Annotated in this window: 24 protein-coding genes; all 24 read right to left on the reverse strand. The window is 37.5% G+C overall.

Annotated features, from left to right (window positions below; all coding sequences use genetic code 11):
- Window positions 1-23: 23 nt before the first annotated feature.
- On the reverse strand, window positions 24-296 hold the full coding sequence (locus tag CP368_RS04680) for a helix-turn-helix transcriptional regulator (protein WP_003630183.1): 273 nt from the start codon (window positions 294-296) through the stop codon (window positions 24-26).
- 203 nt (window positions 297-499) lie between these two features.
- Entirely contained in the window at window positions 500-2,494 is a 1,995-nt protein-coding gene (locus CP368_RS04685) for a fructose-specific PTS transporter subunit EIIC (protein WP_098045788.1), read from the reverse strand.
- Between the two features lie 18 nt (window positions 2,495-2,512).
- Window positions 2,513-3,427, reverse strand: coding sequence for a 1-phosphofructokinase (gene pfkB, locus CP368_RS04690; protein WP_087176221.1), 915 nt, complete (start codon window positions 3,425-3,427; stop codon window positions 2,513-2,515).
- Window positions 3,427-4,182, reverse strand: a complete 756-nt coding sequence (locus tag CP368_RS04695; protein ID WP_025005882.1) for a DeoR/GlpR family DNA-binding transcription regulator — start codon at window positions 4,180-4,182, stop codon at window positions 3,427-3,429. The genes pfkB and CP368_RS04695 overlap by 1 nt, the downstream gene beginning before the upstream one ends.
- Window positions 4,183-4,450: 268 nt before the next feature.
- Window positions 4,451-5,041 carry an ABC transporter permease gene (locus CP368_RS04700; RefSeq protein ID WP_098045789.1) on the reverse strand — a complete coding sequence of 197 codons (591 nt, stop codon included), beginning with the start codon at window positions 5,039-5,041 and terminating at the stop codon, window positions 4,451-4,453.
- 182 nt (window positions 5,042-5,223) lie between these two features.
- Window positions 5,224-7,527 carry a glycoside hydrolase family 31 protein gene (locus tag CP368_RS04705; protein WP_098045790.1) on the reverse strand — a complete coding sequence of 768 codons (2,304 nt, stop codon included), beginning with the start codon at window positions 7,525-7,527 and terminating at the stop codon, window positions 5,224-5,226.
- A 125-nt stretch (window positions 7,528-7,652) separates the two neighbouring features.
- Window positions 7,653-7,844 carry a hypothetical protein gene (locus CP368_RS04710; RefSeq protein ID WP_098036415.1) on the reverse strand — a complete coding sequence of 64 codons (192 nt, stop codon included), beginning with the start codon at window positions 7,842-7,844 and terminating at the stop codon, window positions 7,653-7,655.
- 14 nt (window positions 7,845-7,858) lie between these two features.
- Complete coding sequence (locus CP368_RS04715; protein ID WP_025005892.1) at window positions 7,859-8,047, reverse strand: hypothetical protein; 189 nt, start codon at window positions 8,045-8,047, stop codon at window positions 7,859-7,861.
- A gap of 96 nt (window positions 8,048-8,143) precedes the next feature.
- The gene (locus tag CP368_RS04720; protein ID WP_025005893.1) at window positions 8,144-8,365 is read right to left on the reverse strand and encodes a hypothetical protein; all 222 of its coding nucleotides are present in this window, start codon (window positions 8,363-8,365) and stop codon (window positions 8,144-8,146) included.
- Window positions 8,355-8,588: a helix-turn-helix transcriptional regulator gene (locus tag CP368_RS04725; RefSeq protein WP_025005894.1), complete on the reverse strand. Its 234-nt coding sequence runs from the start codon at window positions 8,586-8,588 to the stop codon at window positions 8,355-8,357. Before CP368_RS04725 ends, CP368_RS04720 begins: the two co-directional genes overlap by 11 nt.
- A 15-nt stretch (window positions 8,589-8,603) precedes the next feature.
- Window positions 8,604-9,131, reverse strand: a complete 528-nt coding sequence (locus tag CP368_RS10580; RefSeq protein ID WP_025005895.1) for a DUF2975 domain-containing protein — start codon at window positions 9,129-9,131, stop codon at window positions 8,604-8,606.
- A 15-nt stretch (window positions 9,132-9,146) separates the two neighbouring features.
- Window positions 9,147-9,665: a DUF2975 domain-containing protein gene (locus CP368_RS04735; protein ID WP_098036413.1), complete on the reverse strand. Its 519-nt coding sequence runs from the start codon at window positions 9,663-9,665 to the stop codon at window positions 9,147-9,149.
- A 156-nt stretch (window positions 9,666-9,821) separates the two neighbouring features.
- Window positions 9,822-10,145: a bacteriocin immunity protein gene (locus tag CP368_RS04740; protein WP_025005897.1), complete on the reverse strand. Its 324-nt coding sequence runs from the start codon at window positions 10,143-10,145 to the stop codon at window positions 9,822-9,824.
- A 304-nt stretch (window positions 10,146-10,449) separates the two neighbouring features.
- The gene (locus CP368_RS04750; RefSeq protein WP_098043963.1) at window positions 10,450-11,199 is read right to left on the reverse strand and encodes an aspartate/glutamate racemase family protein; all 750 of its coding nucleotides are present in this window, start codon (window positions 11,197-11,199) and stop codon (window positions 10,450-10,452) included.
- Between the two features lie 8 nt (window positions 11,200-11,207).
- Window positions 11,208-12,779 (reverse strand): UDP-N-acetylmuramoyl-L-alanyl-D-glutamate--2,6-diaminopimelate ligase, encoded by a 1,572-nt coding sequence (locus CP368_RS04755; RefSeq protein ID WP_087176214.1) that lies wholly within the window; start codon window positions 12,777-12,779, stop codon window positions 11,208-11,210.
- A gap of 48 nt (window positions 12,780-12,827) precedes the next feature.
- Window positions 12,828-13,976, reverse strand: a complete 1,149-nt coding sequence (locus CP368_RS04760) for a cell wall metabolism sensor histidine kinase WalK (RefSeq protein WP_025005901.1) — start codon at window positions 13,974-13,976, stop codon at window positions 12,828-12,830.
- Window positions 13,977-13,979: 3 nt separating this feature from the next.
- Window positions 13,980-14,666, reverse strand: coding sequence for a response regulator transcription factor (locus tag CP368_RS04765; protein WP_025005902.1), 687 nt, complete (start codon window positions 14,664-14,666; stop codon window positions 13,980-13,982).
- Window positions 14,667-14,836: 170 nt separating this feature from the next.
- The gene (locus CP368_RS04770) at window positions 14,837-16,696 is read right to left on the reverse strand and encodes an ABC transporter ATP-binding protein (protein ID WP_098045791.1); all 1,860 of its coding nucleotides are present in this window, start codon (window positions 16,694-16,696) and stop codon (window positions 14,837-14,839) included.
- A 9-nt stretch (window positions 16,697-16,705) separates the two neighbouring features.
- Window positions 16,706-18,430 carry an ABC transporter ATP-binding protein gene (locus CP368_RS04775; RefSeq protein ID WP_087176212.1) on the reverse strand — a complete coding sequence of 575 codons (1,725 nt, stop codon included), beginning with the start codon at window positions 18,428-18,430 and terminating at the stop codon, window positions 16,706-16,708.
- Window positions 18,431-18,543: 113 nt separating this feature from the next.
- Entirely contained in the window at window positions 18,544-19,323 is a 780-nt protein-coding gene (locus CP368_RS04780; RefSeq protein ID WP_087235900.1) for a DUF1129 domain-containing protein, read from the reverse strand.
- Window positions 19,324-19,331: 8 nt separating this feature from the next.
- A complete protein-coding gene (gene ychF / locus CP368_RS04785; RefSeq protein ID WP_098043962.1) occupies window positions 19,332-20,432 on the reverse strand; it encodes a redox-regulated ATPase YchF in 1,101 nt (366 codons plus the stop codon).
- A gap of 56 nt (window positions 20,433-20,488) precedes the next feature.
- Window positions 20,489-20,752 (reverse strand): DUF951 domain-containing protein, encoded by a 264-nt coding sequence (locus CP368_RS04790; protein WP_025005907.1) that lies wholly within the window; start codon window positions 20,750-20,752, stop codon window positions 20,489-20,491.
- Window positions 20,745-21,629, reverse strand: coding sequence for a ParB/RepB/Spo0J family partition protein (locus CP368_RS04795; protein WP_087176210.1), 885 nt, complete (start codon window positions 21,627-21,629; stop codon window positions 20,745-20,747). The genes CP368_RS04790 and CP368_RS04795 overlap by 8 nt, the downstream gene beginning before the upstream one ends.
- The gene (locus CP368_RS04800; protein ID WP_098036426.1) at window positions 21,607-22,386 is read right to left on the reverse strand and encodes a ParA family protein; all 780 of its coding nucleotides are present in this window, start codon (window positions 22,384-22,386) and stop codon (window positions 21,607-21,609) included. The genes CP368_RS04795 and CP368_RS04800 overlap by 23 nt, the downstream gene beginning before the upstream one ends.
- Window position 22,387: the final 1 nt, after the last annotated feature.

The following is a 22,387-nucleotide window of genomic DNA, read 5'->3' on the forward strand; positions in this document are numbered from 1 at the left end:
CATATTTTTATATGCTTGTCAAACTATTCTTTGACGTGCTGACGTAAAACATCCAAGATTTTAATAATATGATTATCAGCTAAACTATAGTACTTTTCCTGCTTAACCCGTTCACTTTTAACCAACTTAGCTTCTTCTAAAATTCTAAGATGACGTGAAATAGCTGGTTGACTCACATCGAATTGCTTAACCAAATTATTTACACTACTTTTTTGATGATCATTTAAATAATAAAGAATCTGAATACGAATTGGATGATTGAGAGCCCTGGTGATCCGGATAATTTGATCGTTCAACTTTTTCACCTACTTACTAGTTTTAGCTTAATATATCCCTTAATTTTTCTCACAAAAAAACGCTACCCGAAGGTAGCGCAAAACATAACAGAGTATCTTGATTCAAGTAGAGATCATCAAGATACTTATATTATAATACGTTTTTTACATAATGGAGTATTTTTTGATTAATAACTTAAATTATTTTACTCCAGTACATATTTTTATTCGTCAGGATCGTCCTTAGCGTTCTTCTTCCAGAAACTCATGATCAAACCGGCTACGATAGAACCGATAATAGTTGCCAAGAAGTAGAACAAAATGTGACTTGGTCCACCAATGTTACCAGCAAGTGGTGATACCCAAAGACCACCGTGAGGAGCTGGAACACCAACGTGCCATAAACCAACTAATGCACCACCAACAGCTGAACCGATAATACATGAAGGAATTACACGACCTGGATCAGCAGCTGCAAATGGAATAGCACCTTCAGTAATGAATGAGAATCCTAATACCCAGTTTGAAACACCTGCACGACGTTCTTCCAAAGTATATCTATTCTTGAAGAAAGTAGTACCGATAGCAGTAGCAAATGGTGGAACCATACCACCAACCATAACAGCAGCCATTAAGATAGCAGCAGTAGTTGAGTGTGGGTCGTTAGCAAAAGCACCTGAAGCAAATACGTAAGCAGCCTTGTTGAAAGGACCACCCATATCGATTGACATCATACCAGCCAAGATAGTAGTAAGAAGTACCAAGTTACCAGTACCCATACCATTCAAGAAGTGGGTAATAGCAAAGTTAATACCACTGAAGATTGGGTTGATGATGTAGAACATAATAGCTGCGATTAACAGCAAACCTAAGATTGGGTAGAACAGCATTGGCTTCATACCTTCAACTGAGTGAGGTAATTTAGCAAATAGCTTCTTCAAACCAACCATTAAGTAACCAGCGATGAAACCGGCAGCAATACCACCTAAGAATCCAGCTGGTGAAGTTGCGTGTGATTGAACGTTAACTTGGAATTGACCGTTAACGATCGCAGCCATGTAACCACCAACGAAACCTGGCATAAGAGCTGGCAAGTCACCGATTGATTCAGCAATGTAAGCAGCAAGTACAGGAACCATGAAGGCAAAGGCCAAGTTACCAGCGTTGTTCAAGAAGATGAATGCAGGAGACTTAGCACCACCACCGTAGTTTTCTACGATGAAGGAGATAGCCATCAAGATACCACCACCAATAACGAATGGAAGCATGTGGCTGATACCGTTCATTAAGTTCTTGTAAATACCTGCCCATAAGCCTGGCTTTTCAGTGCTTGATGATTCTTCTGACTTGTCAGATGCACTTGCGTGGTAAACATCTGCCTTGTCATCCATAATGTCATCAATCAATTCACCTGGCTTGTTGATACCATCAACAACTGGACGGTTAACTAAGTGCTTACCGTCAAAACGTGGCATATCAACTTTCTTATCAGATGCAATAATAACACCTTTAGCACGCTTAATTTCATCAGGGGTTAACTTATCCTTAACACCTTCTGAACCGTTAGTTTCGATTCTAACTTCGATACCGCGCTTCTTACCTTCCTTGATCAAGGCTTCTTGAGCCATGTAAGTATGGGCAATACCGTTGATACATGCAGTAACACCAACGATCAAAGGCTTGTTATCATCTGAACTACCTTGAGCTTTAGCAGCTTCCTTAGCCTTTTTAGCTTCGGCAGCCTTCTTGTCTTCTTCGTCCTTCTTAGTTTCAGCCTTTTCGAAAAGATCGATAACTTCTTCTGGAGTCTTAGCAGCCTTAAGTTTTTCAACCAATTCTGGATCAATTAATAAACCAGAAAGCTTAGCTAAAGCTTGAAGGTGAGTATTGTCAGCACCAGCTGGTGCAGTAATCATGAAGAATAAGTGAACTGGTTGACCATCAAGTGAGTTGTAGTCAATACCTTCTTTACTCTTAGCGAACAACACACGAGCCTTGTTAATTGACTTGTTACGTGCGTGAGGCATCGCAATTCCGCCACCAATACCGGTAGTAGATTCATTTTCACGGTCCCAGATGGACTTGATAAATGCATCTTCGTCGTTAACGATATCGGTTGCAACTTCAAGGTCAGTCATTTCTTTAATGGCATCTTCTTTGTTTTTAGCCTTGAGTTCCATAATCATGGACTCAGGACTTAATATGTCCTTAATTCTCATATATCTTTCCCCTTTAAATTAAGAAATTTGTTCAACCTTAATCTGTGGCAATACTGCGTCGATTTGACTCTTCACAGCGATATCCTTGGTAAATGCAGTAGCAGCACCACAAGCCATACCAATTCTAAAGCCTTCCTTAGGATCTTGAGTCTTGTAGTAAGTACCAACAAAACCAGCGATCATTGAGTCACCGGCACCAACTGAGTTGACAGCAGTACCAACGGCACCCTTAGCGTGGTATACGTGATCCTTAGTCAAAAGGAAACCACCTTCGCCAGCCATTGAAACCATGACATTTTGTGCACCCATATCAAGTAACTTTTGTGCGTATTCAAGCATCACGTCGCTAGAATCAAAGGTTACGCCAAAGAGGTCAGCCAATTCGTGGTGGTTAGGCTTGATTACTAATGGCTTGTATTCCAAAGTATCAAGAAGAGCTTGACCAGTAGTATCAACTACGAATTCTGCACCAGCTTCCTTAATAGTTGGAAGAAGTGATTGATAAAAATCAGTTGGTAAGCTTGGAGTAAGTGAACCACTCATGACAACAATGTCACCCTTTTTCAAGTCGTTCAAACGATCCTTGAAAGCAGTGATTTCTTGGTCAGTAATGTTAGGACCAGCTGCGTTAATTTCAGTTTCCTTTTCTGCATGAATCTTAACGTTCACACGAGTGTTGTCTGAAATAGTAACGAAGTCACTTTCAATTCTCTTTTGGTTTAATTGGCGAACCAATTCCTTGCCAGTGAAACCACCAACAAAGCCCCAAGCAGTGTTATCAACACTTAATTGGTTAAGAATTTGAGAAACGTTAATTCCTTTCCCACCTGCTAAAAATGCATCATTATTAGTTCTGTTAACTTCCCCGCGATTAACTTTTTCTAATTGAAGAACATAGTCAAGCGCTGGGTTAACAGTTACTGTATAGATCATTATTTTGCCTCCTCTAGGTTGATATCGGCAGGTAATGCCGCTTTTTGACTGGATTTAAGTTGATCTGTTACCACGTAAACGTCCTTGGTATTGGCGAAAACCGCAAAGTTGCGTTCACCAATCTTGGATGAATCAGCTAAAACATAGGCATGTCTAGCTTGTTTAATTTCGGCAGCCTTAATTGCAGCTTCTTCGGGATCTGGCGTTGTAAGATTGCCATTTTTTTCGATTCCGTTAGCTCCAACAAAACTAACTGAAAAGTTCATCTCTCTAATTTGAGCGAGTGCAGTTTGACCAATCACGGCATGAGTGTCATCTTTGACCTCGCCACCAATTAAGATGGTCTTAATGCCGTGATTCAAGCTACATAACGCCGTTTCAACACCATTGGTAATGATCTTCACCTTGGGAACATCGGCCAAAAATGGGACTAACTCATATGTGGTCGTTCCCGCATCGATAAAGACATTATCACCGGGTTGAACAAAGTTGCGAGCTGCATACTTAGCAATCGCAATTTTAACGTCATGATTCAAATTAAAGCGGACGTTTTGGGAAACATCACGAGAAAAATTTTTTACTGATTGAGCACCGCCATGCACACGCTTAAGCATTCCGTTCTTCTCCATCTGAATAAGATCGCGACGGATAGTTGATTCGGATGTATCAGTTAAGTCGCATAACTCGCTAACGCGGCATACTTCGTGCTGATTAACGTAGTTTTCAATTAAGCTTTGGCGTTCCTGTGTCAGCATTTCTTTTTCACCTCGATCATTATTGTATCCGCTTTTTTCTCCAAAATCAATCACATTTCTTCAAAAATAATCATTTTCATTAATTATTCTTCATTAAAATTCATTTTTATGCATTTTTTACGCAAAAAACAGATCATGTGTATTTACATGATCTGTTTTCGTAGTCACTGATAATTATTCTTAGTCATTTTACCCTATTTGACGAAGAATAAACAAAAATGACGAAGAAAAACCAGCAAGATTATTTCTTGCTGGCTAAATAAATATTCTAATTAAGCAATCCACGCTTAAAGTTTTGCCATGGACCTAAATCGTCAGTTTGTAAAATCAACTTCGGATAGATACGTCTGATCCACATAAAGGAAATTACTATTGCTAACAAAGCAGCCACAGCTGAAATTCCTGCTTCAAAGCCAGTCGCATTTCCTTTCAGCACTCTCATTGGCATAATGAATGATGATAAGAATGGAACATATGACAAAATCTTAGCCCAGATCGGATCACCTGCTGATTGTAAGTTGATTGCGATCAAGAAGCCAACAATACCGACAGTCGTCAAAGGTGAAACTGCCTTATTTGCATTCTCGCTCTTAGCAGTCAAAGCACCACAAAATGCGGCGAAGATGATGAATAATACTAAAGCTAGTACCGTGAACAGTAGGCTCCAGGACAAAAGGTTGCCTATGACTTGGTCGATCATCGGTTTGAACTTGTTGAAACTGTAGCTAACCCCACCAATATACGGTGCAGCATAATAACAACCTGCTAAACCTAACGCATAAATTAACACCTGGGTAATAATTTCACCAAAAATGCCCAAAATTTTACCAGTTATGCGCGTTAACGGCGTTTGGTTCATCCCCCTTTATAAAATCATATTAAAACGACAGCTTCACATGTAAAGAAGGACCGATTTGGTATCAAAAAAGCTCCAACTAGTTCATGAAATACACTAGTTGAAGTCTTATAATATTCAACTTTAATATTTTTCCACCCACAAAAAATAGCCACCGAATTTAATCGATGGCTACAAACTTATTTTTATTTTTCTACGTATTCACCGTCGCAATAATCAAAGACAACTTCGCGATCAGCTAACTTAACTATAATCTGTTGATATTCATGTGCATAACCATGATGTGCCAACTTAATTTCCACATGACCGTCAGCAACTTCCACATCGTACCAGTTGTATTCGCCATTTTGGTAATTGAAGTCCAGACCGTTATCTTGGTAATGAGTGTACTTACCTTTGTCGCCAAAGACTCTGAAGGTCATGGTCTTATCTGGCTCATCAGAAATGTGGCTAACTTCATTGCCCCATGGCAAAATCGTATTCTTCTTAATAAACAATGGCAATTTATCAATTGGAGCGTCAACCAGGATCGTATTCTTGCCGCTATATTCAACGCCATTCCAGAAATCAATCCATTCGCCTTCTGGCAAGTAGACTGCACGGCTAGTTTGACCTTCTTGAACAACTGGAGCTGTCAAAATGTCTTCGCCCACCATGTATTCATCATTCATGTTATACACATGTGGATCATTTTCATAATTCAAAACAAGTGGACGCATGATTGGCAACCCAGTTTTACTTTCACGATAAAATTCATCGTACAAGTATGGTACAAAACGGTAACGTAACTTCAAGTACTTACGATAAATTGATAATGTTGGTTCACCAAATACCCATGGCTCTTGTGAGCGAGTGCCTAGAGCCGCGTGGTTTCTGTAAAGTGGGCTAAACAAAGCGCCTTCAATCCAGCGAGTCAAAAGTTCAGGGGTAGTATCGGCACCAAAACCACCAATATCAGTACCGGCAAAAGTAAAACCACTCATCCCCAAGTTACATAATTGCGGAATCATCATTTGCACATGTGGCCACAAACTTTGGTTATCACCAGTCCAAACTGTGGAAAACTTTTGTGTTCCAGCATATGCAGCACGAGTAATTACAAATGGACGCTTGCCCGAGTACTTCTTAAGTCCCTCATAAGTTGCCTTAGCCATGTTATGACCATAGACATTGTGCATCTTTTTATGAGTGGTTTCCTCATCTTCATTATGGAAGACTACATCTTCTGGAACTTCACCTCTAAATGAAGCTGGTTCGTTCATATCGTCCCAAATACCTGAGACACCTAAGTCAACTAAGTACTTGCAGTTCTTAGCCCACCATTCACGTACTTGCTTGCGACCAAAGTCTGGGAAGACTGCATCCCCTGGCCAAACTTCATTCACATAAACAGTGCCATCTGGAGCCTTAACGAAGTAGCCCTTTTCAAGACCCTCTTGGTAGATCTTGTAGTCGTCATCCTTCTTTACACCCGGGTCGATGATCGTAATAATTCTGAAGCCGAGCTTACGCATCTTTTTAACAAAATCTTCTGGAGCTTCATAGGTATCTTTTCTCCAAGTGAAGACACGATATCCATCCATGTAGTCGATATCAAGGTGTAAAACATCGCATGGCAAATCATATTTGCGCAAATTTTCAGCGATCTTTTCTACTTGTTTTTGGCTGACACTATAGCCCCAACGTGATTGTTGATAACCTAATGTCCACTTTTGAGGCATTGGTACACGGCCGGTCAGATAAGTATAGTTAGTGATAACTTCCTTAAGTGAATCACCGCCAATAATGTAGTAATCAATATTGCCATCAACTGCTGAGTAGTAATAATAATTGTTGCTTTCTTTGCCTAGATCAATGTGGTTGCGGTAAGTATTGTCAAAAAAGATACCGTAAGGATGACCATTTTTTAATCCTAGTAAAATTGGAATCGACTTATACAAACGGGTGAAGCTCTCTACTTGAGGATCAGGATTGTCAGTATTCCAATTATCATAAGCATAGTGGCGTTTATTCAAATAGCCGGTTTTATCACCCAGGCCATAAAATTGTTCATCGCTGGCTAAAGTCTTGATAATTTCATAATAGTTTTCATCATGCATACCCAGCAATTTCTTAACATCATGGCCTTCTGATTCAGCTAGCTTCAAGTGCTCTTTGTCCATCTGACGATCGATTGGCGTTCTACTGCCGCGATAATCAATAATTAACGGATCGCCTTTTTCATCATAAACATCAATCTTTTCGTCATCGTATGCCTTAACAGTTAACTTTTCAGTTGTTATTTCAGCATGATCGCCTTTATCTTCAACATCAAAGTCAGTCTTAATTTCCTTATCGCCTTCAATGGCGTAAGAATTGCTGGCGTTGCCGCGATCTTGAAACACACGAATAATCTCTGGAGTTAAGACTGTTAACTCTAAAGGTTTATATTGATAATTTAAAATAATTTTTTGTCCATCTTTAGTAAAGTTAATTAATTTATTAGTCATAAAATTCCCCTATTCAAGCCTTTTTTGTATTCGCTTTCAATTTTAGCATAATAGTGCGCTCGATTAACTTAAAACTGGGAATCCGAAACTTTTTCCAACAAAAAAACCGCCTTGCGGCGACTTCGTTAATTGAAAATATCTGACATTTTAGTTGGAATATTATTATTTTTAACAAAATATTTTTTAAAAGTAGTGAAATCTTGGTCTTCTCGATCTCGGTGTACGTACATATCATGCACTGCCCAAAATGCGGTAATTGCTAAATTAACACCTAGAACAATCAATAAACCAATCAAAATATATAGTAAGTAGATCATTATACGTACACCTCCTAAATCGTTATTTGGCCCAGCGTGATATCTTCAATGAAATATCTTACAAAAGCCTCTCCAAAACTCATGCCTTGTCCATTGTAGACATGCCATTCTTCACGCTTTGCTCCAATTGTTCTAGCCATACTGACTAAAAAACAAATGGCTAAATAAACTAAAACTATGTTTGCAACTATCATAATGACCATGTCTACACGTCCTTCCACATCTGTATTACTTAACTAATACACTAATATCTATTACCTAATTTGTCAATATCTAATTCAAAATTTCACTAATGGATTTTACTTATCATGCTTCCTGCCAATATACAAAAAGCCATAAATCGCCGGTCCAATTACAATTGCACCGGCAACAGAAGTAACTAGTACTACGACAAAACGTGGCATTGCAAAAAAGTCTGCACTAAAACCCTTACCAGCCCAGGCTCCGACAAATACTATTGCCCAAGCAATTAGCATTGAAATAAATAATTTTAAAGCTGAAAATTCATTTTTATTTTTCATCATCTTCACCTTTATCTTCATCATCTGGCACATACTTAAGCAAATCACCAGGTTGGCAATCTAATGCCTTACAAATTTTGCTAAGTGTATCAAAACGAACACCATGTGCCTTACCTGTTTTCAAAATAGACAAGTTCGCCGGTGTAATCCCAATTTCTTTAGCTAAATCTTTTGACTTCATCTTTCTTTTTAACAGCATAAAGTCAACAGTTACTTCAATCATCTGTTTTCATCCCCATTAAATAAAAGTATCTGATTCTTGTTGCAGCTTTAAACCAGATTTAAATACTAGATAAATAATATAGATAATTGCTAAAAAGATTAAGGCATTCCAGCTACTTGCTACCCATTCACTAGAAAGCTGGTCTGCTTTAGCAAATTCACCAGTCACGCAAATCAACAAGACATTGACCCAATTTAGTATAGTATAAATACCTACAGTCGCCAGCAACCGCTGCAATAATTGCAGGTTATCTTGTTCAAAATACTTCTCTTGATTTAAATTTACAATCATTTTTTGTAAATAATGAACAATTACAATCATCACAATATCGGCAATTAATGCCACAGCAATCACCATCCATGCTGAAGGACCATTGCTTACTTTAAAAAATGGAGTAATCATCATCTGGCGAATCCAGCCTTGCGTTCCGGGCGTTATGACTGCAGCAACTAAAAAGATCAAATAGAAGATCGCCATCAAAACAAAGTATATTTCGCCAATCCAGGATACGATGTTAAGTAATTTAAAAACTTTATTTTTCATTTATATTCTCCCTTCCTAAATAATCTTGTTAGTGTCATCACGTAAGGCTAAGCCATGCTTAAAGATCAAGTAGACAACATAGACAATCGCAATAAATACCAGATCAGCAATATATGCATTAGGATAAAATGGTGTGCTGTCCATTGGCAAGATAATTGCCCAGGAAATAATTGACAATACTGTATAAACAATTGATCTAATTAACAATTGCTTCAATTCATGCAGGTTAGCCTGATCAAAGTAAACTTCTTGCTTGATATTCTTGATCAAGTGCCGCACATTATGAATGCCAAGATTAAAGAAAATAACAGCTATCAAACCAATAATCATAAAAAATGGTAGTATATGCCAAAATTGGCTACTATACTGGCGTAAACCAGGTTCTTTAGCAATTTCTCTGATTACATCTGGCATTTTAACTAATAAGAATACAAAAGATCCTGCCATGAGTGTACATACAGCAATTGAAAACCACATAAATATTTCAATAATCCAGCTAATTACCGTTATTAGATTCAGGATAAACTTTTTCATAATTCATTCCTCCCTATAGAGTTATCTACCTCTCATTAATTTTATTGTATTACGATAATTATTAGTTGTAAATATATAATTTTATATTGAGGTGCAAAAAAATAGCTATCAAACCATTTTAGGTTAATAGCTATTTTCTTATATTTAATTTCTGTTTTATCTTCTACCAATGCCCGAAAAGGCCAAGCCTAAGGCTGCACCACCAAGTGCTCCTGCTTGATGAGAGACAGGGCGAACACCATTAGCAATCTCATAGTGAAATTCAGTCACACCCTTAGATAACTTGCTTTGCCAGCTTAAAGGATCAAGACCAACACGAATTAAGTTGCAAACATAGTTAGCTGATTCGCCAGTTTCGAGTTGATGCTTAGCATTAAGCAAAACTTTGCGTTCTTCTGGTTTAGTATTTTCGTTTACTAACAAATCAGTAATATTATTCAAAAGCCAAATCTTCAAGTCGTTTTCATCTTCTTGATACATTTTGAGACCTTCTTTGATTTTCATTTGCTCTTATTATAGTCCTAAAAAATCAAAATGAACCTTCAAAATTAATTCTCTAATCAACGAAAAACCTGGCAAAAAATCGTCGCAATTATGCCTTCATAAAGCGCAGCCATTCCCCAGGGGACATGATAATCTTCTTTTACTATTATGTTCCAAACATCTATTAAATCATTCATTCTCTCATATAACCTATTTACAATATTACGATTTACTATATTATAATATTGTAAATTATAGTCCAACAAAATACCGAACCAGCTTCGCACTGATTCGGTATTTTTTACTTATACATATATTTCTTACATGCTTCTTTAGGATCCATCCCGTGACGAATCTTAAGCGCAACCTCAATTGACACGTCAGCAATAATTGATTGCGGATCAATCACGTTATAAGGATGATCTGGTGCCTTTTCTTGAGCTAAAGATAATTCAGTACAACCAAGCAAAATAACGTTGCAGCCATACTTATCATGCATTGTTTTCAAAATCTTGTGATACAAGTCATGATCAACAATGCCTTTTTCTTTAATATCAGAATAAATCAATTCATTGACCATCGGCTGAATCTCAGGACCACCTAATTCTACCGTCCTGCCAACTTTTTGAATTTCATCGGCATATAAATGATCATAAATTGACCCTTCTGTAGCAATTAAGCCAATTTTCTTTTCATCAGGATAATTATCAATAAAATTGTGCACTGCAATCCGCATCATATGCAAGAATGGCTTATCAGTAAGTGCTGCCAAATCATCATAGAAATAATGCGCAGTGTTGCATGGCATTACCAAAAAGTCTGTTCCCAGCTTATCCTGGCCTTCTACATCATCTTTTAAATCATAAAAGAAGTTAGGATTAGAATGATCCTTAATATAAGCAGTTCTATCAGGAACTTGAGCATCATTAACCAAAATATAGTTTAAATAATCTTGGTCTCGCGCAATTTTTACTCGATGGTTAATTAAACGAACATAACTTTCAGTGGCAATGGTTCCCATCCCACCAATAATACTAAAGAAATGTTTCATCTTATCTTCTACTTTCTAAAATGCTCTTTTTGACCTTCTAATTCATTGATTACTTCTTGAGCAACTACGATATCTGATGGATATGGAGTATTTACGCCGCGAATCTTTTGGAATGCATCTGCACCCTTGCCGCAGATTAAGACTACATCATCTGGACCAGCCATAGCAATCGCGTCATGAATAGCTTTCTTACGGTCTAATTCAATTGTAACGTCGCATTTAGAGTGATCAATACCTGAATCTATTTCCTCGGCAATACTCTTAGGGTCTTCGAATCCTGGATCATCAGTAGTCAAAAATGCTTTATCTGCATATGCACTTAAACTTTCACTAAAGCCTGGACGACGAGATACCCCTTTATCACCAGGTGCACCAACGACCACAATAATCTTAGGATTATTAAATTCACTTTGCATGAAGTTCATTAAAGCCATCATCGAAGCTTTATTGTGTGCATAGTCAACTACAACCATTCCGTGGCTCTTAGTTCTTTCAGTTTGCATACGACCCGGAATAGTTACATCACGAATACCCTTAGCACATTGATCATGGTTAAGGCCTGCAAGACCAGCACCGATAATCGCAGCAGTACCGTTTGATTCATTAAAGTCACCAAGCATCTTCAAAGTATAGTCACCGTTGATTGGCAATTTACGTGCCTTATCACTAGAGCAGAATAACTTGAAGCGAGTTTCCTTCATATCTAATTCTTGAGAAGCAAATCTGAAGTCAATTGGTACCTTTAAATCCGGATTTTCAAAATCTTCTCTAGCAAATAAGTAAATGCTATCAGGATTAGTAGTAGTGGTTGCTGCAGCGTAAACCTCATTGAAGTGAGCAGTTTCTGCATTGATAATACACTTGCGTGAATTTACCAATAATTGCAACTTGCAGTGTAAGTAATCTGCAAAATTAGGGTGTTCATTTGGTCCAATATGGTCTGGACTAATATTCAAGAAGAAACCTAAATCATAAGTTAAACCAAAGACACGATTCTTCTTGTATGCTTGACTTGAAACTTCCATTACCAAGTGAGTCATTCCGTTATCAACAGCAGTACGCATGTCACGGAACAAGTCCAAACTTTCTGGGGTAGTCAAACTAGACTTAAAACTATCTTCTGGCTTTGGTCCAACAACGTCATTAACTGATGAAATCAAAGCGGTCTTGCCGCCATTAGCTTGGTCGAGCATTCCCTTTAAAAAGTATGCAGAAGTAGTCTTACCCTTAGTTCCAGTAAATGCTACTACATACAAATCATCTTGTGGAAAACGGAAGAATGCTGCTGAAAGTAATGCCATTGCCTTTGATACGTCACGTACGATCAATGCATGCATCCCTTTACCTTCTGGATAAGGTTGTTCAGCTACGTAGCAGATTGCTCCATTATCTTTAGCCATTGATAAATATGTTGGTCTAAAGCCCGCACCTTTACAGAAGAATAAAGTGTTAGTTTGGATATCACGTGAATCATATGACACGTATTCCATCTTGGTTGCTACAGTATCTTGTACTGCACTTGACTTAAGTAAATGATGCTCTTTTAAAATTAAAATACAGGTATTTAAAGAAATACTCATTTTTTCTCCTCGTTGTATTAAAACATTTCAGTCAAAATTATAACACAGCTAGCCCTTGCTGTTTGCCTTCTTAGGATTAAGTGGTAAACGAATAATAAAACTTGTCCAATTCTTATCCGATTCGCATCTAATAGTTCCGTGATGCAAATCAACCACACCCTTGGTGATAGAAAGTCCCAATCCTGTACCACCAGTTTTTGTATTGCGCGATGTCTCCACGCGGTAAAAACGATCAAATATCTTTTTCAATGATTTCTTCGGAATAGGTTCACCATTATTTTCTACACGTAATTCAACTTCACGTTTATTTACTAGATTAGCCACTAATTTAATCTGCGTAGCGCCAATACCGTATTTAAAGGCATTAGAAATCAAATTATTATAAACTCGCACTAATTTTTCTGCATCAGCCTTAATGATTAAATTTTTGGGCCGAGCTTCAATTTTAATTTCTATGCCCTTTTTCTCAGCTTCTAGTTCAAATCCCGCAGCAACTTGCTCTAACATTGAATAAATATGTAAATTGCTCAAATTCAACTTAGTAGATTTAAGGGTAGTATATTCAAATAAATCATTGGCAAGAGACTTCATCTGCTCAGCCTTAGTATACGCAATGTTAACGTATTTTTGCTGATCTTCTGGTGAGGCAACCCCACTTTTCAACAATCCCAAATAACCAATAATTGAAGTTAACGGCGTTCTGATATCATGCGAAACGTTGGTAATCAATTCATCTTTTGACTGTTCAATTGCACGTTCCTCATTAATTGAATTAACCGTACTATCAACTAAAGAATTAATAGAATCAACCACATGTTGCAAATCTGGACGAACTCGAAAGTTGATTCGATGATCAAAGTGTCCACTTGCAATATAATGCAATTCTGAAATTACGTGGCGTAGCTGCATTTGATGATAGCGTCTAATCAGTCGCCAATATAAAACGACAATATCGCCTATCTCCATCAAAATAATAAACGTATTCTGCCAAGACCAAAGATGATACCCACCAGCAAATGTCATTGTTTTTTTCAAAAAATAAATGCCATTAACTAAGCTCTCATCTTGCAAAATAGCCAGGTGAATCAGAATAATAATTGATAAATTTAACAAAAGCAGAAGGACGATGGTTACCACTCCTTCTGCAAACAACTCACTTTTTTCAGCGCCAGTAAGCTTGACGCGTTCTTTTTTCATTAACTACGCCTCGACTTTATATCCTACGCCCCAAACGGTTTGAATGACATCTTCACCGCCGGTAGCTTTTTGAATCTTATCACGCAAGTGTGAAACGTGAACCATAACAGTTTTAGCTGAAACAATAGATTCTTGTTGCCATACGCGTTCAAAGATTTCATCTGCTGAAAATACCCGGTTAGGATGACTAGCTAAAAGATATAAAATACCAAATTCAAGAGCAGTTAATTGAATTGCTTTGCCATCAATAGTTTTAACTTCGTGTGAATCACGGTTAATAACTAATGGACCTACCTCCAAAACATCTGGTTCATCATCTTTAACTTGTTTTTGACTACGACGAAGAAGTGAACGAACCCTAGCCATTACTTCAAGTGGATTGAATGGCTTAGATACATAATCGTCGGCACCGGTGATTAACCCTTGAATCTTGTCCATGTCGCCAGTCTTAGCTGAAACAATAATAATTGGAATATCTGAATCTTTTCTGACTTCCTTAATTACTTCAATTCCTGACATATTTGGCATCATTATATCCAGTATCATCAAAGCGATATCTGGAGTCGTGGTTAATTTAGTAATTGCTTCTTTGCCGCTATATGCCGCAATTGGTTCATAACCTTCATTTTTCAGATAGATGCTTAATAATTCTACGATTTCCTTGTCATCATCAACAACTAAGATTTTCATAAAGAAAACCCCTCTCTTTATTTTGCTAATTGATTATAGTCTGTATCTTTATCTACTAGTTTAGCAGACCCTATGGTCTATATTTTACTATTTTTCAATAAAAGGCTGAAAGGTAAAGCTATTTTTTAGAAAAATACAAAAAATAGAGCAACTTGTGCTCTATTTTACTTCTATTCAATTTCTTTTTTACCAGTGTAAAGCTCGTAGTAGTAACCCTTTTGCTTCAATAGCTCTTCGTGGTTACCGGATTCAATGATATGACCATGATCAAGTACCAAGATCAAATCAGAGTTTACGATAGTTGACAAACGGTGGGCGATAACAAAACTAGTTCGTCCAGCAAGCAAGTTGTCCATACCTGCTTGAACCATCTTTTCGGTCTTAGTATCAATACTTGAGGTTGCTTCATCCAAGATCATTACAGGTTCGTCAGCAATCATCGCTCTCGCAATACTGAGCAGCTGCATTTGCCCTTGTGATAAATCTCCACCGTCTCCATCAATCACAGTATCATAGCCATGATCAAGATCGTGAATAAATTCATCGGCATGTGACAATTTAGCTGCTTGGTAAACATCATCATCACTAGCTTCAGGATTACCAAAGCGGATGTTATCCATGATAGTGCCAGTAAACAAGTGTGTTTCCTGCAAAACAATTGAAAGTGATCTACGCAAATCATCCTTCTTGATTTGTTTAATCGGGATACCATCATACGTAATTTTACCTGAATCAATATCATAGAATCGGTTCAACATATTTGAAATGGTAGTCTTCCCAGCACCAGTTTCACCAACCAAGGCAACTTTCATCCCTGGCTTGGCATTGATTGAAATATCATGCAAAATTTGGTGTTCTGGAACATAGCTAAAATTAACATGATCAAAAATGATGTGTCCGCGAACCGGTACTTTCTTAACAGAACCATCTTTTTCAGGAACATTCCAATTCCACATACTGCCGACTTCAGCACCTCGTGAAATTGTAACATCACCATTGTCAGTTTCAGAAGCTTTATCTTCCAAATTAAAGATTCTTTCGGCACCAGCTAAAGCTATCACAATTGAGTTCAACTGTTGTGAAATCTGGGCAATTGGCATACTAAACTGCTTTGATAATTGCAAGAATGAACCAATAGCACCAAGAGATAATGGAGCCCAGCCGTTAATAGCCACAGCACCACCAACAAAGGCAATTAAAACATAGAGCAAGTTACCCATGTTACCCATAATTGGGAAAAGGATAGTGGCATAGGTGTTGGCCTTACCTGAAGCTTGACGCAATTCTTCGTTATACTTATCAAAACCTGTTTTAGATTCTGGTTCATGACTGAAGACCTTAATAACCTTTAACCCATTAAGCATTTCTTCGTTATAACCATTGATTTGTCCCAACTTCTTCTGTTGAACTTGGAAGTAGTGACTTGATCTTAAAGTCAAGAAACGCACGATACCAAATGACATGGCAAAGATAATGAATGAAAATACAGTAAGTTGCCAGCTAAGTGAGAACATCGCTACTACAACGAAGATCAAACTTAAAGCTGAGTTAGTAAATTGTGGAATGGACTGTGAAATCATCTGCATCAAGGTATCGATATCGTTAGTATAACGACTCATGATATCGCCAAATTCATTTTGATCAAAGTATGAAATTGGCAAGCTTTCCATGTGGGTGAACATTTCGTTACGAACACGGAATTGTACCTTTTGAGCTAACACACCCATTAACATGTTGAACAAATAGTTAGACAAAAATCCAATGGCATAAATACCAAACATTACCGCAATAGCAGTCGCAAGTGGACCATAATTTGGCACCTTTTCCTTAGTTAGCGGAATAATGTAATCATTGATTAATCGTTCAATAAATAATGAACCGATAACATTACTTGCCGCTGCTAAAACGATGGTAATCATGGAAATGATGAGCATCCATGGACTTGTACTGTTTACTAATTTAAGCAAACGCATCAAAATCTTAATTCGATTGCCCTTAGTTTGATTTTTATTATCTACTGCTTGATCCATAACGCTCACCTACTTTCCTTGTTCTTCTTGGAACTTAGCAATTGAACTATAAAGCTCATTAGTCTTCATCAATTCTTCATGCGTTCCAATATCTTGAATTTTACCGTGATCCATCACGATGATGCGGTCAGCATCCTTAATTGAAACAATTCTTTGTGAAATGATGATCTTCGTTGTATCTGGCATGTCTTTAGCCAAAGAAGTTCTAATTTCACGTTCAGTACTGGTATCAACAGCTGAAGTTGAATCATCCAAAATTAAAATCTTAGGATTCTTAAGCAAGGCTCTCGCAATAGTAATTCTCTGCTTTTGACCACCAGAGACGTTATTACCACCTTGTTCGATCATGGTATCGTAACCATCCGGCATTTCACGAATAAAGCCATCAGCATGCGCAATCTTAGCTGCAGCTACAACTTGTTCATCGGTTGCATTTTCGTTACCCCATTTGAGGTTATCTTTTACTGTACCAGTGAACAAAACGTTGTTTTGCAAAACCATCGCAACGTTATCACGCAACGTCTTTAAGTCATATGACTTAACGTTATGACCCGCTACACGAACGGCACCTGCCGTTACATCATATAAACGCGGAATCATTGAAACCAAAGTTGACTTAGAAGAACCAGTTTCACCGATAATTCCTAGAGTTTCACCCGATTTGATATGCAAATTGATATCATGTAACGCATCAGTCTTGTCAGCTAGTTCATATTTAAAACTTACATGATCAAAAATAATTTCACCATTAGTTAAACGCTTAAGTGGCTTTTTAGGATTTTCAATAGTTGGCTTTTCAGTAATGACGGCAGCAATACGACGACCACTGGCACCTGAAACAACTAATTGCGTAGTAATCATAGCTAAAATATTCAAACTGAACAAAACGGAGTTTGAATAAGTAAACATTGAGATAAGTTGACCAGTTTGCAAACTGCCACCAACAACTTCTTTAGCACCAAACCAGCAGATAGCCAAAGTTGAAATGTTCAAAACAGCCGCTACAACTAACGCATTTAAAGACATAATCTTTTGTGCGGTAGCGAATAACTTATAGATAAAGCCTGATGACTTCTCAAATTGTTTAATCTGATCTTTTTCTTGAACGTAAGTCTTTACTTCGCGAATACCCCGAACATTTTCACGAACGACTTGGTTCATACGGTCATATCCTCTAAAAATTTTAGGGAAATATGGATATGCTGCTTTAATAATTAATCCTAATAGAATCGCAAAAATTGGGCCTATAACTAAGAAAATCAAAGATAATCTTGGACTAATTATGATAGACATCACAATTGAAACGATGAACATCATTGGCGCTCTAACCGCAATTCTGATAATCATCTGATATGCCATTTGTACGTTATTAACATCAGTAGTCAAACGCGTAACCAAACTGGCACTTGAGAAACGATCAATATTTTCAAAAGAATAGTCCTGCATATGGTAGAACATATCTTTACGTAAATTAGATGCAAAACCCGCTGCAGCATGTGCGGAAACATAACTCGCACTCGCACCTAATATCAGTGAAACTATAGTTATTATCAGTAATAACAACCCCATTTTACTGATATAGGGCATATTCCCCTTCATAATTCCATTATCAATCAAAATTCCGACCAAATATGGAATCAGCATTTCGATAATTACTTCACCAATAACGAATAATGGTGAGAGCAATGACAATTTTTTGTATTGTCTAATCGATTTGCTTAGTGTTTTGACCATATAGACCCACCTTTCCATGCACTTCATAAATAAAAAGATAAATAGGCTATTACCTATTTATCTTTTTTGACGTTATTAAATTAAGTATGTACTTTTTTAAAAAAAGAAGCAAATTATTTGCGTTGCATATTTGGTGCAAACGGTGAACCAGTGATCTTGTAATATCTTCTGAATAAGTAACGAGCACCAAATGCAACTGCCGCAATAATAATATCTACTTCACCTGGCAATACTGGGTTAATAGGTCTTAAGCCTGGAAGAGATAGTAACCAAATCCAGACGAATAATACGACAACAACGCCTATCATCCCTAAAATGATTTTAGCCCATGATTGGCGCTTACCATTTTTAGGCATTATCCAGTCATTATATTTCACCATACCGATGCCCATTACGATACCAACACTGGCTAAGGTTAAAATACCCATTTGTGAATTCTTAGGTTGTTTAGTTTCAAATAAAGCAACGACTCCAAACAAACCAACAAAAATTGCAAGATACATTAATGCACCATCAATAGCTAATTGCCAAAATGGAGTTGCAACGGGCTTCTTATCCGGATGAAGCATTTGCTCTGCCTTAATCTTTGGCGAAGCTAAGTATAAACCATTAGCTGGTTGTCCATGACGTTGTGCCACTACAATTTCACCTAATAGTTTATCAGTCATCTCTACTGCTTCGGCACGGGAAATTGAACCTTGCAATTGCAATTCTTTTTCCAAACGAAAAACGTAATCTTGATTTTTATTACTTAACTTATTACGTAATTCCTTTGGATCCATTTGTTTAATTTTTTCATCTTGATTGTCAGCTTCAGTTTGACGCTTTAACTTTGCTTGTTTTTCGCTATCAATATTTGAAGCTGTTTGTTCTTTTTTTGTCTCTTCAGCCATTCTTCCTCCTAGACATTAAATCTAAATTCGATAATGTCACCATCTTGAACTTCGTAGTCCTTACCTTCAAGACGCAACTTACCAGCTTCCTTAACCTTTTGCATAGTTTCAAGCTTGTCTAAATCATCGAAGGAAACAACTTCTGCACGAATGAAGCCACGTTCAAAGTCTGAGTGAATAACACCAGCAACTTGTGGAGCCTTCATACCCTTGTGGAAAGTCCATGCACGAGTTTCAGGACCACCAGCAGTAAAGAAGGTTCTAAGACCTAAGATGTGGTAAGCGGCACGAATCAAACGGTCCAAACCAGATTCTTCAACGCCTTCCATTTCAAGGAATTCCTTCTTTTCATCGTCAGCCATGCCAGCGATTTCTTCTTCAGTTGCAGCAGAAATACCCAAGCATTCAGCACCTTCGCTTTCAGCGTGCTTCTTAACGATTTGGTAGTACTTGTCGCTTTCTGGATCAGCCATTGAATCTTCAGCAATGTTAGCAACATAAATAACTGGCTTAGAAGTCAAAAGGAATAAGCCCTTAACAATCTTTTGTTCATCTTTATTAAAGTCGATTGAACGAGCAGCATTACCTTCTTCAAGAACTGGTTGCAATTTGTTAAGTACAGCCATTTCTGCCTTAGCTTCCTTGTCACCTTGTTGAGCAACCTTCTTTACCTTGTTAATGCGACGGTTAACAGCATCAAGGTCAGCAATTGCAAGTTCCAAATTAATAGTATTAATGTCTTCTTCTGGATCAACCTTACCTGTAACTGAAGTAATGTTGTCATCATCAAAAGCACGAACTACGTGAACAATGGCATCAGTTTGGCGAATGTTTTCGAGGAATTTGTTACCAAGACCTTCACCCTTTGAAGCACCCTTTACCAAACCAGCAATATCAGTAAATTCAAAAGTAGTGTGCACAATCTTCTTAGCAGGAATTAATTCTTGGATTCTTGCTAAACGCTTGTCAGGAACTTCAACCATCCCGACATTTGGTTCAATGGTGGCAAATGGGTAGTTAGCCATTTCTGCACCAGCCTTAGTAATCGCATTAAACAAAGTTGACTTACCAACGTTTGGCAAACCAACGATACCAGCAGTTAATGACATTTGTTGTCCTCTTTTTCTAAAAAAACTATTTTAATATTTTATCTTACTTGTCTATTTTATCTAAAATTAGGGCGAGCGATACGATCTTTTGGCACATATTGCTCTTTTTTTGCATTAACCGGATCATTAGCTTTAGTTAAAACCTTTTTCATCTTCCGATTAAATTCGCTACGCGGCATCATAACCATATGGCCGCATCCCATACACTTCAGCTTAATATCAGCACCCATACGCAAAATTTCCCAGTCGTTGACTTGGCATGCGTGAGACTTTTTCATTTGAACTGTATCAGCTAAATTATAAGTGATTTCTTTAGTCATCTAAATCAACACCTAACAAATCAAGAATTCTATTCAACTCTTCGGCAGAAGTGAAATCAATTGATAGGTGACCTTTACCCTTTTTAGTCTCTGAAATATTAACGCTTGCGCCAAATTTATTAGACAATTGGTTTTCGCTTGCTCTAATAAAGGCTGACTTTTTAATAGCCTTCTTTTGGGGCTTTTTGGCATTCATTTCATTGACCAAGGCTTCAACCTTACGAACAGGTATCCCTTCTTGGGCCACCTTTTTGGCTAAACTATCAATTTTATCTTTGTCTTTTAAAGCTAAAAGAGTTCTAGCTTGACCCATTGATAATTCGCCATGTTGCAATAAACGCTTAGTTTTGCTTGGCAAAGTCAATAAACGTAAATAATTGGCAATGTATGGACGAGACTTGCCCATTCTCTTAGAAACTTCTTCCTGAGTTAAACCCAGATTCTTTTGTAGCATTTCATAAGCTTGTGCTTCTTCAAGTGGGGTCAAATCTTCACGTTGCAAGTTTTCTAAGACGGCTACTTCCATCATTTGACTTTCGTCAAACTTGCGAACGATTGCAGGAATGGTCTTTTTCTTAGCTAATTTTGATGCACGATAGCGCCGTTCACCTGCAATAATCTCATAACCATTAACAGACTTGCGGACGATAATAGGCTGAAAAACGCCATTTTCCTTAATAGAATCAGATAATTCTTTCAGGCTCTTATCATCAAATCGCTTTCTAGGCTGATATGGATTAGAGCGAATCTCACTTAAATTGAGTTCTTGAACTTCTTCAGTTTCCTCAATTTGTGGTTCATCATCAAATAAAGCTTCGATACCACGACCTAATCCGCCTTTTTTTCTATTTTCTTTACTTCTGGAGTCTCTTACCATGAGCTTTTAACACCTCTTTTGCTAAATCATCATATACCTTAGCACCACGAGATCTTGGAGCATATTCGGTAATCGGCTGACCATAACTTGGTGCTTCTGCCAATTTAGTGATTCTTGGAATAATTGTTTTATAAACTTTTTTACTAAAGTATGATTGAACTTCCTTAACTACTTCTGCACCTAAATTGGTTCTAGCATCTAACATAGTTAAAAGGACGCCTTCAACACCTAAGTCCTTGTTAAAGTGCTTTTGTACTAAACGAATAGTATTCAAAAGCTGACTTAAACCTTCCATAGCATAATATTCACTTTGAACTGGAATCAAAATTGAGTCAGACGCAGTAAAAGCATTAATTGAAAGTTGACCTAATGAAGGAGGACAATCAATAAAAATAAAATCATATTGATCACTAATTGCATCTAAAGCTGACTTCAATCTTGTTTCACGTGCCATCATGCTAATTAATTCAGTTTCAGCACCTGATAAATTGATTGTTGCTGGAACCATGTCTAACTTAGCTATTGATGTATGATGAATTGTATCTTGGATTGGAATTTCGTCAATCAAAACATTGTAAATGTCCTGGTCAATCTCTGATTTTTCAATTCCTAAACCAGAGGTGGCATTTCCTTGTGGGTCAATATCCACAATTAAAACACGGTAACCACGGTCGGCAATTGAGGCTGCTAAATTGATAGTAGTAGTGGTCTTACCCACGCCACCTTTTTGGTTAGCAACCGAAATTACATTTACCATA

It is taken from the genome of Lactobacillus sp. UMNPBX17 (assembly GCF_002553735.1).
GTDB lineage: Bacteria > Bacillota > Bacilli > Lactobacillales > Lactobacillaceae > Lactobacillus > Lactobacillus gallinarum.